18 protein-coding genes and 1 tRNA gene are annotated in these 21,015 nt (G+C 44.5%); 12 read left to right on the top strand and 7 right to left on the bottom strand.

Annotated elements, in window-relative coordinates; genetic code table 11:
- Positions 1 to 8: 8 nt before the first annotated feature.
- Entirely contained in the window at positions 9 to 968 is a 960-nt protein-coding gene (locus BLV62_RS00470) for a tryptophan 2,3-dioxygenase family protein (RefSeq protein ID WP_089757507.1), read from the top strand.
- Positions 969 to 1,047: 79 nt separating this feature from the next.
- On the opposite strand, the gene BLV62_RS00475 is transcribed toward BLV62_RS00470, so the two are convergent.
- The 5 genes from BLV62_RS00475 to BLV62_RS00495 form a co-directional block, all read right to left on the bottom strand.
- The gene (locus BLV62_RS00475) at positions 1,048 to 1,533 is read right to left on the bottom strand and encodes a hypothetical protein (RefSeq protein WP_089757509.1); all 486 of its coding nucleotides are present in this window, start codon (positions 1,531 to 1,533) and stop codon (positions 1,048 to 1,050) included.
- Positions 1,530 to 2,792, bottom strand: a complete 1,263-nt coding sequence (locus tag BLV62_RS00480; protein ID WP_089757511.1) for an AAA family ATPase — start codon at positions 2,790 to 2,792, stop codon at positions 1,530 to 1,532. Before BLV62_RS00480 ends, BLV62_RS00475 begins: the two co-directional genes overlap by 4 nt.
- Before the next feature lie 300 nt (positions 2,793 to 3,092).
- The gene (locus BLV62_RS00485; RefSeq protein ID WP_089757513.1) at positions 3,093 to 3,350 is read right to left on the bottom strand and encodes a Txe/YoeB family addiction module toxin; all 258 of its coding nucleotides are present in this window, start codon (positions 3,348 to 3,350) and stop codon (positions 3,093 to 3,095) included.
- Positions 3,350 to 3,604 carry a type II toxin-antitoxin system Phd/YefM family antitoxin gene (locus tag BLV62_RS00490; protein WP_089758153.1) on the bottom strand — a complete coding sequence of 85 codons (255 nt, stop codon included), beginning with the start codon at positions 3,602 to 3,604 and terminating at the stop codon, positions 3,350 to 3,352. The genes BLV62_RS00485 and BLV62_RS00490 overlap by 1 nt, the downstream gene beginning before the upstream one ends.
- A gap of 198 nt (positions 3,605 to 3,802) precedes the next feature.
- Positions 3,803 to 3,876 (bottom strand) — tRNA-Arg (locus BLV62_RS00495).
- A 134-nt stretch (positions 3,877 to 4,010) separates the two neighbouring features.
- Here BLV62_RS00495 and ung point away from each other — a divergent pair.
- Both ung and BLV62_RS00505 read left to right on the top strand, forming a co-directional pair.
- Positions 4,011 to 4,682 carry a uracil-DNA glycosylase gene (ung, locus tag BLV62_RS00500; RefSeq protein ID WP_089757515.1) on the top strand — a complete coding sequence of 224 codons (672 nt, stop codon included), beginning with the start codon at positions 4,011 to 4,013 and terminating at the stop codon, positions 4,680 to 4,682.
- A 10-nt stretch (positions 4,683 to 4,692) separates the two neighbouring features.
- The gene (locus tag BLV62_RS00505) at positions 4,693 to 5,475 is read left to right on the top strand and encodes a lysophospholipid acyltransferase family protein (RefSeq protein WP_089757518.1); all 783 of its coding nucleotides are present in this window, start codon (positions 4,693 to 4,695) and stop codon (positions 5,473 to 5,475) included.
- 123 nt (positions 5,476 to 5,598) lie between these two features.
- Here the strand turns inward: BLV62_RS00505 and BLV62_RS00510 are convergent, their stop codons facing one another.
- The gene (locus BLV62_RS00510; protein ID WP_139169864.1) at positions 5,599 to 8,244 is read right to left on the bottom strand and encodes a putative LPS assembly protein LptD; all 2,646 of its coding nucleotides are present in this window, start codon (positions 8,242 to 8,244) and stop codon (positions 5,599 to 5,601) included.
- A 321-nt stretch (positions 8,245 to 8,565) separates the two neighbouring features.
- Here BLV62_RS00510 and BLV62_RS00515 point away from each other — a divergent pair, with 321 nt between their 5' ends.
- The 8 genes from BLV62_RS00515 (at position 8,566) to BLV62_RS00550 (ending at position 19,597) form a co-directional block, all read left to right on the top strand.
- Positions 8,566 to 9,807 (top strand): N-acetylmuramoyl-L-alanine amidase family protein, encoded by a 1,242-nt coding sequence (locus BLV62_RS00515; protein ID WP_089757522.1) that lies wholly within the window; start codon positions 8,566 to 8,568, stop codon positions 9,805 to 9,807.
- Positions 9,808 to 9,932: 125 nt separating this feature from the next.
- A complete protein-coding gene (locus tag BLV62_RS00520) occupies positions 9,933 to 10,934 on the top strand; it encodes an MlaD family protein (RefSeq protein ID WP_089757524.1) in 1,002 nt (333 codons plus the stop codon).
- A gap of 6 nt (positions 10,935 to 10,940) precedes the next feature.
- Positions 10,941 to 12,818, top strand: a complete 1,878-nt coding sequence (locus BLV62_RS00525; RefSeq protein WP_089757527.1) for an OstA-like protein — start codon at positions 10,941 to 10,943, stop codon at positions 12,816 to 12,818.
- 86 nt (positions 12,819 to 12,904) lie between these two features.
- On the top strand, positions 12,905 to 14,116 hold the full coding sequence (gene nhaA, locus BLV62_RS00530) for a Na+/H+ antiporter NhaA (RefSeq protein WP_089757529.1): 1,212 nt from the start codon (positions 12,905 to 12,907) through the stop codon (positions 14,114 to 14,116).
- Positions 14,117 to 14,181: 65 nt separating this feature from the next.
- Entirely contained in the window at positions 14,182 to 14,712 is a 531-nt protein-coding gene (locus BLV62_RS00535) for a hypothetical protein (RefSeq protein WP_089757531.1), read from the top strand.
- A gap of 131 nt (positions 14,713 to 14,843) precedes the next feature.
- Entirely contained in the window at positions 14,844 to 16,361 is a 1,518-nt protein-coding gene (locus BLV62_RS00540; RefSeq protein WP_089757533.1) for an NAD(P)H-hydrate dehydratase, read from the top strand.
- A 166-nt stretch (positions 16,362 to 16,527) separates the two neighbouring features.
- Complete coding sequence (locus tag BLV62_RS00545; protein ID WP_089757535.1) at positions 16,528 to 18,735, top strand: sodium-translocating pyrophosphatase; 2,208 nt, start codon at positions 16,528 to 16,530, stop codon at positions 18,733 to 18,735.
- A gap of 232 nt (positions 18,736 to 18,967) precedes the next feature.
- Positions 18,968 to 19,597, top strand: coding sequence for an NAD(P)-dependent oxidoreductase (locus BLV62_RS00550; protein WP_089757537.1), 630 nt, complete (start codon positions 18,968 to 18,970; stop codon positions 19,595 to 19,597).
- Between the two features lie 27 nt (positions 19,598 to 19,624).
- Here the strand turns inward: BLV62_RS00550 and BLV62_RS00555 are convergent, their stop codons facing one another.
- On the bottom strand, positions 19,625 to 20,632 hold the full coding sequence (locus BLV62_RS00555) for a helix-turn-helix transcriptional regulator (RefSeq protein WP_089757540.1): 1,008 nt from the start codon (positions 20,630 to 20,632) through the stop codon (positions 19,625 to 19,627).
- Between the two features lie 108 nt (positions 20,633 to 20,740).
- Here BLV62_RS00555 and BLV62_RS00560 point away from each other — a divergent pair, with 108 nt between their 5' ends.
- A complete protein-coding gene (locus BLV62_RS00560) occupies positions 20,741 to 20,953 on the top strand; it encodes a hypothetical protein (RefSeq protein WP_089757543.1) in 213 nt (70 codons plus the stop codon).
- Positions 20,954 to 21,015 lie beyond the last annotated feature (62 nt).

A 21,015-nucleotide genomic window follows, 5' to 3' on the forward strand; every position in this document is an offset into this window, starting at 1 on the left:
GCAACAAAATGGAAATTACACCTGAAATAAAAGACAAGCTTTTCCGATTGCAGGAAAAATATGCAGCGATGGGTCAAGACCTCACCGCCTACCTGGATGGGCTGCTATACGCCGATTACCTTACTTACTGGGATTATATCCACCTGGACACGCTGCTAAGCCTGCAACATCCAAAAACTTCTTACCCGGACGAAGAGATCTTCATCATGTATCACCAGATCACGGAGCTTTATTTCAAGCTGGTGCTGCACGAATGCAAACAGATAAGTACCAATGCTTCATTGACGCCTGATTTCTTCACGACCAGGTTAAAAAGGATCAACGCGTATTTTACAGCGCTGGTGTCGTCTTTTGATATTATGGTAGATGGCATGGATAAAGAACAGTTCCTGAAATTCAGGATGTCGCTGCTCCCTGCCAGCGGCTTCCAGTCGGGCCAGTACCGGATGATAGAGATCTATTGCACCGATCTTATCCGCCTGGTAACACTAAGCAAAAGGGAAGAATTAAAACATGCGTCGCTGGAAGAACAGTTTGAAAATATCTATTGGAAATACGGCGCCTCCGAACTCTCTACCGGTAAACAAACGCTTACACTGCAACAGTTTATCGCGAAGTATTCCACACAACTTTTCCAGCTTGCACAAAGTAATGTGAATACCAATTTTTCTGCGCTCTATCAGCAACTAAAGCAGCAGCATAACGACCTGGCTTCGGTAGAAGAAGAACTGCGCAAACTGGATCTTTTTGTAAATGTAGAATGGCCGCTTTCACACTACAAATCAGCCGTCCGTTACCTGGAACGCGATCCTGTTGATATTGCCGCTACCGGCGGTACCAACTGGCAGAAATACCTGCCGCCAAGATTTCAGAAAAGGATCTTTTACCCGGAGTTATGGACGGAGGAACAGATAGAACAATGGGGTAAGTCGTGGGTGATGAATGTGTTGAAGGCGTATAGGACGTAGATGGAATGTTATTGAAAAGTCGCCGGGGCAATGCCTTGGCGACTTTTTATATCAACAAAAGTTGCTTTAATTACATAGACTATATGACAATAACTTCTGCTTGTACATCTAATCTAACTCCGTATGATCTAAACCATTTCAATTGTGTTTCCTGGTCTATTTCCTGAAAATGAGGGCGCCGCTTATTACACGCAAATGCCTTTTTATGGCGGTATTGTGCCAAACTATGTTCCTCCAGAAAAAACTGAACAGTAGATTCCAATTGATCAATGGCATCAGTTATCCAATCAGAGGCCTTATCTTTTAACTCTACGAAAAATATATGCTCATGAGATGTTAACATCCCATCGCATCTGCCCCTACCTGGATGTTGATCCCCGGTTATCACACAAGCATCAATGGCAGTAAAAATCAGTTCAATTTTCTTTTTATTTATTACTGTGGCTACCCATTTAGAGTTGTCATCTACACTGGTATAAGCTTTCTTGCCATTTTGATCATCACAAATACCGAACAGTTCATCACAGCGTGGAGATTCCTGGCAAGTACTGTCAAAAAAATTCATATCGCTAGGTCTTCTTCTATTTCTAATAAGGCATCAAACAATTGATTCGCTTCTCTGATTTTCATATTGAGCTGATTCTTATCTGTCAGAATCCCTGTCGGAGCCGGCAGCTTCCGGATAGTTCCATCTTTTTCATCCAATTGGTAAACTACGACGTCTGCCGAACTTATTAACGAATTTTTATTTACTATTTCGTGCAGTCTTGGCAATAAATCTGAAGTTCGATTTGCATCTTCAATCTTGTTCTTTAAATCATGACCTAAGATAGCAATATTCAGAAAGCTGATAATGTAGGGACTATGTGTTGTCAGGATTAATTTGTTGCCAGCACTAATATTGTTAAAGCCAAGTAAACTTTGCAATATTTCCCATTGAGAATCAGGAAATAAATTTTGCTCTGGCTCTTCAACAATATTAATAAATGCCGATTTATTAAATTTTGCTGCCAGGGCCGAAAGTGCAAGCCTACGTTGTTCTTCTGTAAAACTGTCATTGTTCCAGATTTCCTCCACACCTTTCCTGAAACGCGCCATTTCATCCGCCGTCATTTGGTCTTTACCATTTTGGTTATCCCCGTTATTTTTTACAATTGAATTAGCCAAATGAGAGGAAACCAGGTAAAGCGGCACCAATGATTGAAAACCGCTGGACGCTTCAGATAACTTCAATCTATAGTCGGCGCCTCTTAAGTTTAAGGTATCATTTAATTTATCATACTCTATAGCAGTACTGTTGATCGGCAGAGGTTCAGGACCTCTCAATTCATTTTTTGCATTATCGAACTCAGTTAGAAACTCCTGTAAAGAAGGTGAAGATAGCTTTAACTCTTTTGGCGACTTAACGTATGCAATAAAGTTCCGTTCCGCCGGCACATACATGATCTGGGGCAACGGATAAGACGAATGAGTTATTTCCTCAATTGACAAAGAGCCTTTCTGGTAGCTAATGGAATAGGCCTCTCCAATATATTGAATCTCCGTTTGTTTGTCACCACTGGACTTAAGGTAGTTTTCTAACCTGTGGTAGGGTAAATATTGATTCTTAAGCTTGTTCTTGCGTTCAAACCATTTTTGAGGATAATCGCCCCGTACCAGCGCTTTTTCAATCCACGTAAAAGTGGATATCAATTTTGCAACTGTACTTTTACCGGAGCCTTGATTACCGATAAGTACGGTTGCCTTGCGTATGTCCATCCAACCTCCCTTCTCTATATAACCGTCACCGATAGGCCCAAAATTCTTTATCCTAATCTTACTCATCTTTAATATTAGTTATCATAGTAAAAAGACATCTTTATCAAAGTCTCCAGCGTCATTTTATCACTATAGCAAGATACATTTTTGTAGTTAAATAGACCGATGCAATTCCTGTATTTAAGCAAGAATACTTAATCTTACAAATTGAATTACATTCGAATATAATAATTATAACAGAAGCTATTTACAGTGTGCCAACAAACAAAAAAGGAAAACTGCTATTGGCAATTTTCCTGCTAGCTTCGTGTCCCGGATTGGATTCGAACCAATGACCGACTGACTAGAAGGCAGTATACTATTTTGTTAATTATAATGGAATCTGCATTGAATGATGTGTAGTCTTTTATCTTTTACGGTATAAACCAGTCTATGTTCATCATTAATACGTCTACTCCAAAACCCGGCGAGATTTCCTTTCAAAGGTTCGGGCTTACCAATTCCCTTGAACGGAGAACGCAATGTATCTTTAATAAGGTCATTAATTCTAAACAGAATTTTCTTGTCTTGTTCCTGCCAATAAAGATAATCCTCCCACGCGTTTGTCTGCCAAACCAATTCCATTATTTTTCAATCAATTTATGTTTAGCGGATTTCCCTTTGGCCATTTCCTGTATAGACTCCTCCAATCTTTTACGATTGGCTTTTGTACTTAATAAATGAAGTGTCTCTTGAATCGAGTTATATTCGTCTAAATCCATTACAACTACATTTTTTCCTTGCACCCTGGATACTACAACAATTTCCTTGTCATCATTTACAGCGTTGAGATTTTCCGCCAGGTGATTTCGAAATTCAGAGTAATTAACAACTCGCATTTGTTTATTTTTACGTACTAAATTACGTACTTTTTTCCGAACAAACAAACACAATCAAACCTAATACGAGATAATTCTTCTTCTTTAAAATGCAAATTGGCTTAACATAATCTGTGAAACATTCATCCTTAGGGAATTGAAGCGGCAGAAATCAGACAGGAATAAAAAAACCGATTGAAATTCAATCGGCTTACTTCGTGTCCCGGATTGGATTCGAACCAATGACCTACTGCTTAGAAGGCAGTTGCTCTATCCAGCTGAGCTACCGAGACTTATATATCGTTATTCCCCTTGTAATCTGAAATAAATTGTTATATTTATCTCGTTTTGGGAGTGCAAATTTATATAATTTCTTCCCAATTAATCAAATTTAATTCTATTTTTCTTTAAATATTTTGAGACCACTATGGACGTACAAATCGAATCAAGCTGGAAGGAAGTGCTAAACGAAGAATTCAAGAAGTCGTATTTCGAGCAAATAGCCATGTTCCTCAAACATGAAAAAGCGCTCGGCAAAACTATCTATCCCAATGGCAGCCTTATTTTCAATGCCTTTGAAAAAACACCGTTCCAAAACGTAAAAGTAGTGATACTCGGACAAGACCCTTACCATAACCCCGGCCAGGCGCATGGTTTGAGCTTCTCCGTTCCCGATGGCGTTAAACCGCCTCCTTCACTGGTAAATATCTATAAAGAAATGAAAACAGATCTCGGACTTGAGATCCCTACCAGTGGCAACCTCACCAAATGGGCTGAAAACGGGGTGTTACTCCTGAACGCTTTCCTGACAGTTAGAGCCAATGAACCCGCATCACACAGCAAAATCGGATGGGGTGATTTTACCGACGCTGTCATAAAAAAGATCTCTGATAAAAAAGAAAACGTAGTATTCCTGCTGTGGGGAAGATTTGCGCAAGACAAACAATATCTCATTGATGCTACCAGGCATCATATCCTGCAAGCTGCCCATCCATCGCCATTCAGCGCCGACAAAGGATTTTTCGGATGCAGGCATTTTTCCAGGACCAATGAAATATTAGGTAAAGCCGGTATTGAACCAGTAGACTGGCGACTATAAATAAAAAACTATGTTGAAGCTTATACTCGGCAGATTATATGCATTGTATGCGTTGTTGCTGTTTATTATCACAATGCTCATCGTTTTTATCCCTATCTGGATCCTTTCATTCTTCCCCGACCCTCAGAAATCCAAAGGATTCCTGGCTATAGGAAGAGTATGGATGAAAGTATATCTTCCTTTAATCGGCTGTCCTGTTACCCGTAAAGGCCTCGAAAACTTCAAATCCGGTGAAACCTATGTGATCGTCTGCAACCACAATTCATTAATGGACGTTCCTGTTACTACTTCAAAAATACCAGGACTCAATAAAACCCTGGCAAAAGCCAGTATGGGTAAGATCCCCCTCTTCGGCGTAATGTACAGGATCGGCGGTATCATGGTAGACAGAAGCAGTGAAGCCAGCAGGAAACAAAGTGTTGTTGAAATGAAACAGGCGCTGGAAATGGGATTCAATATCCTCCTTTATCCCGAAGGTACCCGCAACCGTACGCCTGATCCCTTAAAAGCTTTCTACGATGGTGCGTTCGCGTTAGCCATCGATTCCCAGAAACCTTTAATGCCTTCGTTACTGTTTAATACCAGGAAAATATTTCCTCCAAATAAAGGCTTCTACGCCTGGCCACATAAAATAGAATACCATTTCCTGCCGCCTATCCATACCACAGGCCTCACCAGGGACGATATCCCGGCCCTTAAAGAGAAGGTGTTTAAAATTATGTGGGATTACTACTCCGCGGGTGTTTCACGCGAAGACACAGAGGAAGCAAAGAGCGCAAAGGATTTTATTTAAGGAAAATAAGAAAGCAAAGGGAAAGAAGATTAAGTTATATAACATCTTCTTTTCCTTTGCTTTCTTATTTCTCTTAAAAGAATATCTTATGCTTCTTAGCTTCCTTCTTTTCTTTGCGTGAAACTATAGATCCATGAACTGCCGCGATCGGTTGATCCGCAGGTCCCGCAGGATACCGGCCTTCGGGTTGATGGTGATACTGAATTGCCTAAATGTACCGAACGGTACGAGGTTGATCGACATCTGCCAGCAATGCAGGTCCCTCGAAATATACATATTCGTATAGGCGATCTGCATATTCGTGAAATCAAAACCGCTGTTCATACCGATCTTCCACTTGGGCGTTAAACTGAAGTCGCCGTTGAAACTAACGTACTGGGTTAAACGACGTACATAACCGCCGGAGTCTACCAATACTGTGTTCGTATAAGAAAGGCTGTACGAAAGATCCAGTCGCCACGGAATATCGAAATCCACATACTCGCCAGGGTTATTTCTTACCATCTGCAATTGCCGCTGCTGCGCCTGGAAGGCCGCATCAGAGGTCTGCGCATTTTCAATGGAATCTATCGTTTGCTGCTTGGCTTTTGATTTTTTGTCTTTCGACTGGAAAGAAGTACTCAGTGTCAGGCTGGCATTGGTGAGGCGGCCCAGGCTGAGCTTACCCGCCTGCCATACATATTTATCCAACCTGTGCCCGCGGTTATCTACCTGGTAAGGATCAATATTACCGCTGGCAGAGATATTCACTTTGTCGAAGAGGTTCGTTCTGGCATACCAGCTAAATGGCGATAACTTGAACGAGTCGGCCAGGAGGTTATAGTTGGTATTAAGACCGAAACCATCCAGCAACTTCACTTTCTTTTCATGGTTCCCGGAAGTATCTTTTTTCGAGAAAACTTTCATTTCCAGGTTATTGTCCAGCCCGAAACTGATCCCCCCGAAGGAACCCGGGGACGGTACGCTCACGATAGCCCCGTCGAAATCAGACACCAGGCTTTTATCTCCTTCTTTGTTATACTGTAAATAGTGATAATAGCCTTTGGAAAGATCGGGGCTGAAACTGGCGCTGATAGTTGGTCTCATCACATGCCTGATGGCCTTGATCTTGGAAGTCTTTTTAAAGGCGTACATACCGTACAGGGCGGTAGACAAAGATACGCCGGTGCTCACGCTTCTTGCCGCATAGAAGCCCGCTGTATAGGAGGTATCAATCGCTCCCAGGGTATCTGTCTGCGGGTTGAATTTATTCGGGTTCCATGTTCTGTTGAATTTCTTTGTGAACCACGATTCTGTATAGTTGATACTGGGCGATAAGGTCAGTGTTTTCAGGATCGGGATAGAGAACGAGATCGGGATGTTATGTTGCATACCGGTCTGCATGGCGTCGAACATCTGCGGTTTCAGGAACAGGGAGTCTTTAAAGTTGGCCTGGTTGCGCAGCATGGTATTGTAGGAAATACCGATCTTCTGATACCATTTAGGTGTACCTACCAGTTCTTTAGGCTGGAAAGGGAAGATGGTATTTACCGTGAACGTCGCATCCGGGAAGGAAACGGATACATCCCTGGTGCTAAGGTTCTGGGTATGGTTCAGGCCCACGCTCAGGTTATAAGGTTTGCCCTGCCAGTTTTTTGAGAAGGTGATGGAAGACCCGATATTGTTATTCACCCTGGTGCTGTAGTCGTATACATTGTACCTGTTATACGAAGAAGTACCGAAGTTTACGGCTGCTCCGAAGTTCACACCCGGGCGGGCTTTACTGTCCATACTATGGTTCCAGGTAACCCTGAAGTCTTTGGATGTGGAAAACTCCGACTTGATGGCCGGATCCCCGAACCTGGTATTTGCGAAACTCAGGTTCAGCCCCCCGCTATATTTATATCTTTTTCTATATGTTGGACTGGCTGTTAAACTCCAGCTCCCGTAGGAATATACATCTCCTCTCATGGTCAGGTCGAAATGCTCCCCCAGGCCGATGTAGTACCCCCCGTTTTCGAGACCAATCCCTTTCTGTTGGTTTACAACGTATTGCGGAGGCAAAATACCTGAACGCTGTCCTTGTGTGATAGGAAATATGGCAAATGGAATAAATAATGGAGTTGGGATGCCTTCAATTTCCAGGTTCGCCGGACCTGAGATCACCAGTTTGTCGGGGATCACCTTGATCTTCTTGGCCCGGAAGCTGAAGTGCGGCGTATCCAGGTTACAGGTAGTATAGCCGTTCCTGAAACCGAAAATGGTGTTATCTGCCGCCTTTTTTGTTTGCTGGCTGTGGATATAGCCTTCCCCGTACTGGGATTTTGTATGATAGATCTTTGCTTTCTGAGAAGTAAAATTATATTTAAGCGTGTCGGATTCGAAGCTTTGACCGCCATCGTTCATTACGGGTCCTCCGAACAGCTTGCCGGCAGTGTCTTTCGCGTTGGTTGCCTCCAGGATACCGGTTTCCTGGTCGAAATTCATTTTTTCTGCCGACAGATCAATTGTCTTATATTTGGTGGTAGCCGCACCATACAGGTAGAAGCGTTTATCAGGCACCAGCAATACAATTGAATCTTTTGCTTTGTAACTTACAGGAGCATCCAGGGTATCCTTGGATATTTTTGGTATGTAGAGCGTATCTACTCCTGAAGAATCGGTGCTCTGGCTGAGGGAAGTACTGTCGCCCGCCAACGTGGCAGAATCCCGCTTTCCAAGCAGGTTGGAGTCTTTACCCGCCGGACGGCTGGTGTCTTTACCTTTGATTGGCGTAGTTGTATCTGCCAAATTTTTGTTAAAAAGGAAATTTCCTTGTGGCCTGGAGGCCGCAACTGCATCTATAATAAACGGAAAGGCGAAGAACATACCGGCAAAAACCAGGTATGCCTGTCTGAAAAACTTTTTATAATTATTTTTGTAGCTAGCGTTCATGTGTTATGGCGGCCACAAACCTACAAGATTTTGTACAATTTATTACAAAGGGTAAATTGTAATCCGAAAATATCTGCGAGGGGCAAAGTAGTGGAAACGCTCATGGAGCAAGCAGATTATTAGTTTAAAAGAAAAAGTTATTTTTTTTATTATTTGTGAAAAACAGCACCCATTAAAATGAGAATCACGCGCTGGAACAGATTTTGGATTTTAGGATTGGGGACTTTATTTACCTGTACCTTCTTTATCCAGGCCAAAGAAAATCCCGATTCGCCTAAACAGGATAAACCGATTAAAACTATCGTAATTGATGCGGGACATGGAGGCCATGACCCCGGCGCCAGGGGAAGCTACTCTACCGAAAAAGAAGTAACGCTGGATGTTGCTCTTAAACTGGGGAAGATCATTGAAGAGAATATGCCGGATGTAAAAGTGGTGTATACACGAAAAACGGACCGCTTCGATGACCCTCGCGTTAAAGCTCAGATTGCCAACGATAATAAAGGAGAACTCTTCGTTTCCATCCACTGTAATTCTACCGGTAAAATTCGTAAAGTAACAGGTTATAAGACTGTTTACCATAAAAAAGGTAAAAGGAAAGTAGCTGTAAAACAGCCTATATACGCCTACTACCCAAGCAATGCAAAAGGTACGGAAACTTATATCTGGGCTACCAGTAAAAACAATGCGAAAATGGAGTCGCTGAAACAAAACTCCGTGATCGTCCTGGACGCCAACTCCGAAGAAACGAAACAGCTGATGGATGATACTGATCCTGAAACCTTTATCCTGTTAAATACTTTAAGGAACGCGTACTTTGACCAAAGCCTCCGTCTTTCTACCCTCATTGAAGACGAATTTACAAGAGTGGGCAGGATCAGCAGGGGCGCAAGGCAAAGGAACGAGAAAGGTATCTGGGTATTATCCGCTACGGCGATGCCAAGCGTGCTTGTTGAACTGGGCTTCATCAGCAACCCGGAAGAAGAAGATTACCTGAACTCCGCAAACGGGCAAACTGAAATGGCTAACTGCATTTACAGGGCGATCAAACGTTACAGGGAGGAACTCGACAGATTCACCAACAACCGCAACACACCTAATTCTACAACTAAGATCAGCAATACAAAACAGAAAAACACTGCATCAACAGCAAAAACCGGGAAAACCACCAACGGTAAAACCGGCACTTCTTCCGATGCCTATTGTGTTCAATTACTGATCACAGATAAGATCTACAAACCAGGAGCTCCCATTTTCAGGGAGCTTCATGGTGTGATCAACCGCGAACAGGTGGTCATGAATAAAAAAAAAATGCATAAATATATCTGGGGCCGATTCAAGACCGATGAACAAGCCTCTTCTGCACTTAAGAAAGCCCGCAAACTCGGATTTAAAGACGCTTTTGTTACCTCCTGCTAACTTCTTCTACCCCAATAGCTTTTCTTAAAATTTTCCTTTTTTCCCCTTTTATTTATCAAGTTTTTTCCCTAACCACTTCCCGTGCATGCTTTTTGATTATTTTTGCGTGAACGTATACGAATCTCATGCTCAAATTATCTAATGAAACCAAAGTAGGGATATTGACAGTTGTGGGGATAACCCTCCTGGTGCTGGGTTTTAATCTATTGAAAGGAAAAAGCCTGTTTTCACACAATAAGACTATTTACGCCGTATATAAGAACGTAAATGGCTTAATGCCGGCAAACGCCGTACAGGTGAACGGTTTGGTCGTAGGTAGCGTAAGCAACCTGGAAGTAAAAGATAAAGACGCAAGCCAGATTTTAGTCACCCTTACCATCACCAAAAAAATTGACATCCCACGTAACTCTGTAGCCCGTATCAGTAGCGACTTATTAGGCACTAAAACAGTGCAGGTAGACCTGGGAAATGCCACCGAATACCTCCAGAGCGGCGATACCGTTTATGCCGCTACCGATGGCAGCATGACAGACGCGCTCAAAGAACAATTAAACCCGCTGGTGCAGAAATTACAGGGTACCTTATCCAATATCGACTCTGTATTGCTTACTGTAAACGCCATCCTCGATACCACTGCCAAAGGCAACCTCCAGGATGCTATCAGGAACCTGAACGCCACCATGCGCAACTTCACCCATACTTCTGCATCCCTGAACGGTATGCTGGATCCGCACAACGGGAATATCCAGAAAACCTTCGATAACCTTGCTGCAGTAACCGGCAACCTGAAAGACAATAACCAGAAAATCACCGGGATACTCGACAATGCAGAAAAAGCTACCGGCGCCCTGGCTAACGGGAATATCGACAAAACACTGCAACAACTGCAGCAAACGGCTAATAACCTGAACCAGACAATCGCCAAGCTTAATACTACAGATGGTACTGCCGGTTTATTACTGAACGATAAAAAAGTATATAATAACCTGCAATACTCATTAGGTAACCTGAATAAACTGTTGGAAGATCTGCGTATCAATCCTAAACGCTACGTACATTTCTCTTTGTTCGGTAAAAAGGATAAAACGAAACCATTACCTTCTGATACAGCAGCGGTACAACAATAAGAATCAATGCATCGACACATAAAATCAGGGATATTCCTGGCCGTTATATGCCTCCTCGCTATTTCGGCCAGTGCCCAGTTTCCGGTTCAGCCTCGTCCTAAATCCGGATCTGTTATAGAGATCCTGCATGCAGACAGCCTGCTGATGATAGAGCACGACTCCGTCAGCCTCACCAGGTTCGTAGGCAATACCCTCTTCAAACAAGGCACTACCCTCTTCAGTTGCGACAGCGCTGTAAAAAACAATAAATCAAACATCATCGACGCATACGGCAATATTCACATCAACCAGGCCGACAGTGTTCACATCTACGGCAATTACCTGAACTACGACGCCAACACAAGGATTGCCGTTCTCCGGGAAAATGCCAAACTAACCGACGGAAAAGTAACCATCACCGGACCGGAACTGCAATACGACATGAATGCCAAGATCGGCTCCTACCAGACAGGCGGGCGGCTCGTGAATGGAAAAAGCGTTCTGACAAGCAACGAAGGTTACTACTACACGGAAACCAAAGAAATGCACTTCATCCAGAATGTATTACTGGTAGATCCGGAATATACCCTCAGCACATCGGAACTCCTTTATAACACCGGTACCAAAATAGCCACTTTCGTTGCTCCTACTACTATCAACAACAACGACAAAAGCGTAATGTACGCCACCAGCGGGTATTACGACACAGATAAAGGATACGGCAATTTCGGGAACAGGCCTACCATCGAAGACAGTACCAGCAGCATCACTGCCGATAATATCGAAATGGACAGGGCAACCGGCATGGCCTATGCCACCGGTAACATGGTATACAGGGATACCACCCGCAAAATGTCGTTACTCGCCAACAAAGGCATTGTAAACCAGACACAGAAAACAGTACTGGCCATTCAAAAACCTTTGCTGATCATGGAAAAGAATAAAGACACCATGTACCTGGCCGCAGATACCCTGTTTTCGGGCGTTATCAGGGCCAACGACAGTCTTTCCATTCCTTCAGTCGCAGGGCTTAAACGCATACCGGATCCGCCTACCAAGAACCTTAAAAGCGTCAAAACGATCAAGCCTCCTGATAAATTCCCGGCAACCATCCAACTGCCGGTAAAAGGCGCCAACTCCGATAATAAAAACCTGGACACCGTTCCCGGCAAACCGGCTATGGTAGTTCCGGACAGCGTACTGGCTATCAATCGCCAGAAATTAGATCCCTCATTAAGCAAAAACATAAAAATTGCTCCGGAATCGAAGATCGAATTGCCGGATACGTCAAAAACCCTGACGCCACCCGTGGCTGCAAAAGCGGAGGACGATACCACCGAATTCAGGTACGTCCTGGCTTACCATAACGTAAGGATCTTCTCTGACTCTTTGCAGGGAGTGGCAGACAGCGTTTATTACAGTTCTCGCGATTCCATCTTCCGTTTCTATAAATCGCCGGTTTTATGGTCTAACAACACAACCCAGTTAAGCGGCGATACTATCTACATGTTCACCAAAAACCAGACTGCTGATAAAATGTTGTTGAAGAACAACGGGTTTATCATCAACGAAACAGGACCCAACATGTATAACCAGATCAAAGGCAACGAGATCACCGGTTATGTGAAGGATGAAAAGCTGGACTGGATGCATGTGGAAGGAAATGCGGAAACTATTAACTATATTAAAGATAAGGAAGACGCGTTCATGAGCGTTAACAAAACGCAGTCGGCCATTATCGACATCTATTTTAAGAACAGCGACGTTTACAAAGTTGTATTTATAAAAGACGGGGAAGGAACAATGTATCCTTTCACCCAACGTCCGATGGATCAGTTACAGTTAGAGAACTTTAAATGGGAAATAAAACGCAAACCCAAGACGAAGTATGAATTGATGCAATAAAAACCTTATTTTCAATACAGTTGCCGCGTTATTTCACCGCCCCCGGCCTTGAAATAACGCGGTGTTATTAAAGCCCGGTCTTAGTTATGATCCGTAATACAGTGAATATTGTTCGTGAGAAACTATTGTCTCCTATTTACACTTTCCTGAAAGACAGCCGCGCTGTGGGGATAATATTACTGGCATGCACCTTTGTTTCGATGTTGCTTGCCAACACTTCTACCGCAGAGGCCTACACTGGTTTCTGGACCAAACTCTTCGACCCGGCAGGCGAACATCATTATCATTTAAACGGTCTTATATTACCCAACTCGTGGCTCCTGTGGATCAATGACGGGTTAATGGTCCTGTTCTTTTTCCTGGTAGGGATGGAGATAAAAAGGGAATTGACGGTAGGAGAACTTTCTTCTGTCCGTAAAGCCATTTTGCCCGTTCTGGCAGCCATTGGCGGAATGATCTTCCCTGCAGTTATTTTTTCCGTCATTAACCAGGGTACTCCTTATGCTCACGGCTGGGGAATACCAATGGCTACCGACATTGCCTTTTCGCTGGGTATTCTATCCCTGCTAACCAAACGGGTACCCGTGGCATTGAAGATCTTTCTTATGGCGCTGGCGATCATCGACGACCTTGGCGCCATCCTTACTATCGCCATTTTCTATACCCCGCACCTGGATATTAAATTCCTGCTGATAGGTATTTTCGTGTACCTGATACCGTTATGCCTGAACTATTTCAGGGTTAAAAGACTGATCTTCTATTTTATACCGGGGATCATTCTCTGGTATTGCCTTTTCAATTCAGGCGTTCATGCAACTATTGCCGGTGTATTGCTGGCATTCAGCATCCCACAGGATAAAATTACAGCGTTGGTACATGGCCTGCACGATCCTGTAAACTTTATTATCATGCCTGTTTTCGCGTTGGCCAACACAGCTATCATGCTGCCTGCCGATATTGCAGGCGCCTTACAGAATTCGCTGAGCTATGGCGTGATGGCGGGACTGGTGTTAGGCAAACCATTGGGAATATTTTTATTCTCATTCCTGGCAGTAAAAACGAAGCTGGCAAAACTGCCATCTCAAAGCAGCTGGCTTCAGTTATTAGGCATTGGCGTTATTGCCGGAATTGGTTTTACGATGTCTATCTTCATAGCTTCTTTGGCGTATTCAGAGCGAGAATTGCAGATCATTGCCATTATCTCCGTTATTGCAGCATCTTTGCTTGCAGGTATTGCGGGATATATTTTCCTTCGGCTTGTCCGACCTGTTGGCACTGTTATTGTAAGGCAACGGTAACTTAAATTTATCGGAAAAATAACTTTCTGGAAAAGCCAATTTTAAAGTTTATCAAACAACAATCTATGAAAAAAGTCGTGTTACTTCTTAGCCTGGTAGCTATAGTAGCCACTCAAGCCAACGCACAAAAGAGGAATTACCGCAGCAGTGGTAATGAAGCCGCTAATTACTCTACAGCCCTGGGTATCCGTTTGAACCCATGGGTGGTAGGTTTCACCATCAGGCATTTTATTACAGGTCCTCACGCCATAGAAGGATTGGTAACAACCAACCACTCACATAAGAACAACGCAACTTTCACTGCTTTGTATGAATACAACTGGGGAATTGGTGTTCCTAACCTGAACATGTATGCAGGTGGCGGTGCGCACCTGGGATTTTACGATCGCCGCGATTATGATTGGGACAGGTATGTAGACAAAGGCAAAGGCGCCTATGTATCTCCGGGTCTGGATGGTATTATCGGTATCGAATACACGTTTAAAAATATTCCGCTGAACATCAGTGCAGATTTAAAACCTTATGTTCAGTTCGTTGGGCCTACCAATTATATAGGCGAAGAAATCGGTGGTGTTTCTGCCAGGTTTACTTTCTAATTCCGGCATACCACTTTATTCAACCGGGTCATGAGGCAAGCCATGGCCCGTTTTTTATTTTACAGGCTTTGGGTTGAAGGATCGAAATTGCTGATTTTGAATTATTTTTATTACCCAATCGCGTTAGAACTATGAAGATCTTCTCCGCAGCACAGATAAGGGAAGCCGATCAATATACCATTCAACACGAACCCATCAGCAGCGCCGATCTTATGGAAAGGGCTGCAGGGAAATGTGCCGAATGGATAGAAGATCATTTTTCCCCTACCCAACCTGTGTATATCTTCTGCGGAAAAGGAAATAATGGCGGAGATGGCCTCGTTATCTCCAGGCTGTTGCAGGAACATGGCTACACCGTTCATACCTGCATTATTCAACATTCACCCAACGCCAGTGCAGATCATACCCTCAAATTACAGCAACTCAGGGAAGCGTTTCCCGCTAACATAACGGAGATCGGCGACCTCTCCGATTTTCCCGGACTTCCGGATAATGCCATCATTGTAGACGCCCTTTTTGGAACAGGGATGAGCAGACCTGTAGAAGGCTGGCTTGCCGGGGTTATTCACCGGATCAACGACCTGCGCTCACAGCATACCGTTATCGCAATAGATCTGCCTTCCGGTATGATAGCCGATACCAGCAGCAACCATTTTGCCGTGGTAAAAGCTCATTATACCCTCAGTTTCGAGTTTTATAAACTGGCTTTCCTGTTGCCGGAGAATGCTGCATTAAGCGGGGAAGTACATATTCTTCCCATCGGTTTATCGCCCGATTATATTTTACATACCCCTACCCGTTATCACCTGACCGACAGGCAGATCATCCGTACTATTTATAAACCCCGAGACCCGTTTTCACATAAAGGCACTTATGGTCATGCCCTGCTGATAGCAGGAAGTTATGGCAAGATGGGAGCCGCCGTTCTGAGCGCCAGGGCCTGCATACGCGCCGGTGTAGGGCTGCTGTCATGCCATCTGCCCAAATGCGGGTACGAGATCATGCAGATCAGCGAGCCCTGTGCAATGTGCATACCGGATAAAGACACTTATTTTAACACCCACTTCCACACCGGGCTGGCAGACGCGCGTTATAAAGTGATAGGAATAGGCCCGGGGATAGACACCCAGCCTGAAACCGCCAGGTCGTTCGAACAGTTGCTACACTCGTGGCAGCAGCCAATGGTGATAGACGCAGATGCCCTGAACCTGTTGGCAAAGAATCCGAAGTTGTTGCAGCTTGTTCCAAAAAACAGTATCTTAACTCCTCATCCTAAAGAATTTGAAAGATTGTTCGGACCTGCCCCTAATGACGTTGAAAGATTGGCCCTATTATCAAAAGAAGCAGTGTCCAGGCATTTATATATCTTGTTGAAAGGTAGGTATACTGCAATGGCATGTCCGGATGGCAGTATTTATTTTAATCCCACCGGGAACCCGGGTATGGCAACAGGAGGCAGCGGAGATGTGCTGACCGGCATCCTTACCGGCTTACTGGCGCAGGGATATACGTCGAAAGAAGCATTAATACTAGGCGTCTGGTTGCATGGATATGCGGGGGACATAGCAGCCGCGGAACATTCGCAGGAAGCTATGACGGCAGGCGACATCATTACCGGGTTAGGGCAAGCCTTTAAAGAAGGTATCTGATATTTTTTTCTTGCTGAAATGCCGACTAATGACCGATGTGCAGAATAATTTTCCATTGCACTGCGCAATTAACAATTTATGTTTTATATTCATTTGAATATTTAGTGTAAATCCTATTTGCAAGAATAGCGCTTTTATCAACCTCGGATTTATAAATTTCACATACATGAATATCGTTTACCTCGTCCCATGTTTTGGATTATTGGCTTTGTTATTTACTGCCGTAAAAAGCTCCTGGGTTACCAAGCAGGATGCCGGCAATGATAAAATGAAAGAAATAGCTCAGCACATTGCTGAAGGCGCTATGGCATTTCTGAAATCAGAGTATAAAGTCCTTATTTACTTCGTTATTATAGCAGCCCTGTTACTTGGATACATGGGCGCTACACACGAAAATTCTCACTGGACCATCGCACTGGCCTTTATAATAGGCGCCTTTTTCTCTGCTACCGCGGGGTTTATTGGAATGAAAATAGCCACCAAGGCTAATGTAAGAACAGCCCAGGCAGCAAGAAGCAGTCTTGCCAAAGCTTTACAGGTATCTTTTACAGGAGGTTCCGTAATGGGTATGGGGGTTGCCGGTCTGGCAGTTCTCGGATTGGGATCCCTGTTCATTATATTGAAATCATATTTCGTTGCGGAAGCCAATACCGCCGAAATGATCAAAACAATTGAAGTACTGACCGGCTTTTCATTAGGCGCGGAAAGTATTGCGTTGTTTGCCCGCGTAGGCGGCGGTATCTATACAAAAGCTGCCGACGTAGGGGCCGACCTGGTAGGTAAAGTAGAAGCCGGCATCCCGGAAGACGATCCGCGCAACCCAGCCACCATTGCCGATAACGTAGGCGATAACGTAGGAGACGTAGCCGGTATGGGAGCCGATCTTTTCGGTTCTTACGTAGCTACTGTACTCGCAACCATGGTGTTGGGCTCCGAAACCCTCTCGCACGACCAGTTTGGCGGAATTGCCCCTATCCTGCTGCCTATGCTCATTGCCGGTGCAGGTATCATCTTCTCCATTATTGCAACTTTCTTTGTACGCATCAGCGATGCAGCGGGGTTAAACACTGCCGTGGTACAAAAAGCGCTGAACATGGGGAACTGGGGATCCATTATTCTCACCGCCGCTGCATCCTGGTTCCTGGTGTACTGGATCCTGCCGGATACAACAATGACCTTAAGGGGCCACGGCTTCACCAGCGGCCAGGTGTTTGGCGCCATCCTGGTAGGCCTTGCAGTGGGTACGCTCATCAGTATTATCACCGAATATTATACGGCAATGGGTAAACGCCCTGTTAAATCCATCATCAAACAATCTGCTACCGGTGCTGCTACCAACATCATCGGGGGCTTGTCTGTAGGTATGGAATCGACCATGCTGCCTATCCTGGTATTGGCGGCAGGTATTGCCGGCTCTTTCACCCTGGCTGGTTTATATGGCGTTGCCATTGCCGCCGCCGGTATGATGGCCACTACCGCCATGCAGCTGGCGATCGACGCCTTTGGTCCCATCGCCGATAACGCCGGTGGTATTGCCGAAATGAGCGAACTGCCTAAAGATGTAAGGGAAAAAACAGATATCCTGGATGCCGTAGGTAACACCACCGCAGCTACAGGTAAGGGGTTTGCCATCGCATCCGCCGCTTTGACCGCACTGGCATTGTTTGCTGCCTTCGTGGGCGTAGCAGGCATCCAGGGTATCGATATCTATAAAGCCAATGTACTGGCTGGCCTGTTCATCGGGGGTATGATACCGTTTATCTTCTCTTCCCTTGCTATAGCAGCCGTAGGCCGCGCCGCAATGTCAATGGTCCAGGAAGTACGCCGCCAGTTCCGGGAAATCCCGGGAATTATGGACGGCACGGGCAAACCGGAATACGATAAATGCGTGGCTATCTCTACCCAGGCATCCATCCGTGAAATGATGCTGCCTGGCGCTATCGCGCTGATAGCTCCTTTGCTGGTAGGATTCCTGGCCGGACCTGAAGTACTGGGAGGTTTCCTTGCCGGTGCAACTGTGAGCGGCGTATTAATGGGTATTTTCCAGAATAATGCCGGCGGCGCCTGGGATAATGCTAAAAAATCATTTGAAAAAGGCGTTGAGATCAACGGTGAAACCTATTATAAAAAATCAGAACCGCATAAAGCGTCTGTAACCGGCGATACCGTAGGCGATCCGTTTAAAGATACTTCCGGTCCTTCCATGAACATCCTCATTAAACTGATGTCTATCGTTTCCCTGGTTATTGCACCAACATTAGGACAGATGTACAAGACCAAAAGTACTCCTGCCCCGGATACCGCTAAAACAGCTCCCGTTCCGGCTAAAAAGGCGGCACAGAAACCAACGGCCATGCTGCTGGATAAAAACTAATTCAATTTTGGTTGATACAAAAAGGCGCTCCTGCTCAGCAGGGGCGCTTTTTTCATTTAATGCCCCTCTCCTCCCAAACCCATTTTTAAATATTTCTTTTGGAGAAATCACAAACTTGCCTAATTTTGTACTGTAACAAAAATAATTACAGTTTAAAACTGTAATAAATTACATTACATTTAAAACAATCAGCCTGTCAGGCTGTATTTATCTGATCATAAAATATATCATTATGAAAGTAGCTATTATCGGAGCATCAGGATTCATTGGCGCCGCTGTATTAGACGAAGCTTTGAGCAGGGGCCATGAGGTTACCGCCATTGTACGCCACCCGGAAAAGATTAAAGTCAGCAATCCCGGACTGACGGTAAAAAAAGGCGATACCACCAACGAAGCGGAATTGACTGAATTGCTGAAAGGCAGTGAAGCGGTGATCGTTGCTTACAAAACAGACGACACAGCCGAATCTGTAAAAGCTACCAATGCGTTGATAAACGCTGCCAGGAAGGATGGTATTAAAAGAGTATTGCTGGTAAGCGGCGCCGCCAGCCTGGAAGTAGCTCCCGGCACGCTGTTGATCGATACGCCTCAATTCCCTGCAGAATGGAAAAACCTGGCTATTGCTACCAAAGAAGCGCTGGAAGTGATCAAACAGGCTAACGACCTGGATTGGACAGCTTTAAGTCCTGCCATCATGATCGAACCCGGACCACGTACGGGTAAGTTCCGCCTCGGTACCAACCAGGTAGTGTTCAATGAGAAAGGGGAAAGTAAAATATCCAACGCCGATTATGCGGTAGCGTTAATTGATGAGTTGGAGCATCCTCAGCACATCAGGCAGCGTTTTACACTGGCATATTAATATATTATCTCCTACAGGTGAGGAAGCTTATTGCTTCCTTATCTGCAACGGGGTTACCCCGAAACGTTTCCTGAAAGCGTTGCTGAAATGTTGGGGAGAAGAATATCCCGCCTCTTCGGCTATCGCTGTCATACTCTGTTTTCCTTCCTGGATCATCTGGCGGGCAATATCCAGCCGGTGTTCGTTCAGGTAACCGAATACAGTATTGTTAAACAGCGCTTTAAAGCCTGATTTAAGTTTAAACTCATTCAACCCCACTTTTTTCGATAACTGGGCCAGGCTATATGGTTGCTGGATATTATTGATCACCAGTTCCCGGGCGTAGTACAGCCGTTCCATATCCTGGGCCGAAATACCTTCTTTGCCACGGGGATACTCCAATATATTATTCTCCAGTTGATCGCACTGCAAGGCAAGCAGTTCCAGGGCCTTGGAATGGAAAAACAGCTTTTTTACCGGGCCATTAAAGGGGCAACGACGGATATCTGCAATTACCCGTTGCATACTGGCGGTAATTGGCAGGTTACGTTTGTTGTGCAGGGCTACAAACTTGTTTCCTGCAACCCGGTTGGCCACTTTGTCCAACACTTTCCCGTTGTTATCGGCTAATTCCAGGAAACGGTCAGTAGAAAAGCTTAACCCGAAAAAGTGAATATTACTTTGCTTTTTAACGGTTGCAGACTCGGAATCGTGCGGGCTAAACAAAAGATTATGCTCCAGGGTCGAAAACGCCTTTTTCCCTGCAATACCATCTATCGAGGCGGTGATCTGCCCCTGTTCCATGAAGAACAGTCCTACCCGGGGTTCTATCTGGTCGGCTTTGATATTGATATTCTGGTAAGTGTCTGCTGTACAGAAAACAATGCTGATCCCATCGAAATGAAATTCCTGCAGGTTCGCTATCCCGAAATCCTTTTCAATAGCGTGAGACTCCTCCACGATGGTAGGGGAATGCACTATCTTCCTGTAATGTTCTGCCGGCATATCTTCTGTCATCAGCACATGCCTTTCATCATTCATAATCACTACGGCCATAAAAAATCCGTTTAGTGTAAAAGATTATCCTTCTCGTGTAACAGTTGTATGGGATAACGATGGCAAATTTGCATCAAAAATATTCCGATTAATTAAATTTTTCAACTCATGTTGGGAATATTCCGAACAAATATCCAAACAACGAAGGATAAAAGTGATGTTATCGATGCCATTGTCGCCCAACTCCCTGTAACTGCCTGCAGCGTTGACCTGGAAGATTGTGACAAAGTTTTGCGTATAGATAGCCCGGTTATTTTTGCCCCGGAAACGATCATCAACCTGGTTGCCGATCTGGGTTTTGATTGCCAGATCCTGGATTGAACTGCCCGTTTTTAAGCCTGTAGCCGCCTTTCATCTATTATCAAAAAAAAATATTTATTACG

It is taken from the genome of Chitinophaga terrae (ex Kim and Jung 2007), from assembly GCF_900107795.1.
Lineage (GTDB): Bacteria > Bacteroidota > Bacteroidia > Chitinophagales > Chitinophagaceae > Chitinophaga > Chitinophaga terrae.

Excerpts from the sequence above, each read along its gene's own strand:
- BLV62_RS00535 (WP_089757531.1), top strand. The coding sequence starts at position 14,182 with ATGAAAAAAGTCGTGTTACTTCTTAGCCTGGTAGCTATAGTAGCCACT.
- BLV62_RS00470 (WP_089757507.1), top strand. The coding sequence starts at position 9 with ATGGAAATTACACCTGAAATAAAAGACAAGCTTTTCCGATTGCAGGAA.
- BLV62_RS00480 (WP_089757511.1), bottom strand. The coding sequence starts at position 2,792 with ATGAGTAAGATTAGGATAAAGAATTTTGGGCCTATCGGTGACGGTTAT.
- BLV62_RS00515 (WP_089757522.1), top strand. The coding sequence starts at position 8,566 with ATGAGAATCACGCGCTGGAACAGATTTTGGATTTTAGGATTGGGGACT.
- BLV62_RS00540 (WP_089757533.1), top strand. The coding sequence starts at position 14,844 with ATGAAGATCTTCTCCGCAGCACAGATAAGGGAAGCCGATCAATATACC.
- BLV62_RS00555 (WP_089757540.1), bottom strand. The coding sequence starts at position 20,632 with ATGGCCGTAGTGATTATGAATGATGAAAGGCATGTGCTGATGACAGAA.
- BLV62_RS00490 (WP_089758153.1), bottom strand. The coding sequence starts at position 3,604 with ATGCGAGTTGTTAATTACTCTGAATTTCGAAATCACCTGGCGGAAAAT.
- BLV62_RS00545 (WP_089757535.1), top strand. The coding sequence starts at position 16,528 with ATGAATATCGTTTACCTCGTCCCATGTTTTGGATTATTGGCTTTGTTA.
- BLV62_RS00560 (WP_089757543.1), top strand. The coding sequence starts at position 20,741 with ATGTTGGGAATATTCCGAACAAATATCCAAACAACGAAGGATAAAAGT.
- BLV62_RS00525 (WP_089757527.1), top strand. The coding sequence starts at position 10,941 with ATGCATCGACACATAAAATCAGGGATATTCCTGGCCGTTATATGCCTC.
- BLV62_RS00520 (WP_089757524.1), top strand. The coding sequence starts at position 9,933 with ATGCTCAAATTATCTAATGAAACCAAAGTAGGGATATTGACAGTTGTG.
- nhaA (WP_089757529.1), top strand. The coding sequence starts at position 12,905 with ATGATCCGTAATACAGTGAATATTGTTCGTGAGAAACTATTGTCTCCT.
- BLV62_RS00505 (WP_089757518.1), top strand. The coding sequence starts at position 4,693 with ATGTTGAAGCTTATACTCGGCAGATTATATGCATTGTATGCGTTGTTG.
- BLV62_RS00550 (WP_089757537.1), top strand. The coding sequence starts at position 18,968 with ATGAAAGTAGCTATTATCGGAGCATCAGGATTCATTGGCGCCGCTGTA.
- ung (WP_089757515.1), top strand. The coding sequence starts at position 4,011 with ATGGACGTACAAATCGAATCAAGCTGGAAGGAAGTGCTAAACGAAGAA.
- BLV62_RS00485 (WP_089757513.1), bottom strand. The coding sequence starts at position 3,350 with ATGGAATTGGTTTGGCAGACAAACGCGTGGGAGGATTATCTTTATTGG.
- BLV62_RS00475 (WP_089757509.1), bottom strand. The coding sequence starts at position 1,533 with ATGAATTTTTTTGACAGTACTTGCCAGGAATCTCCACGCTGTGATGAA.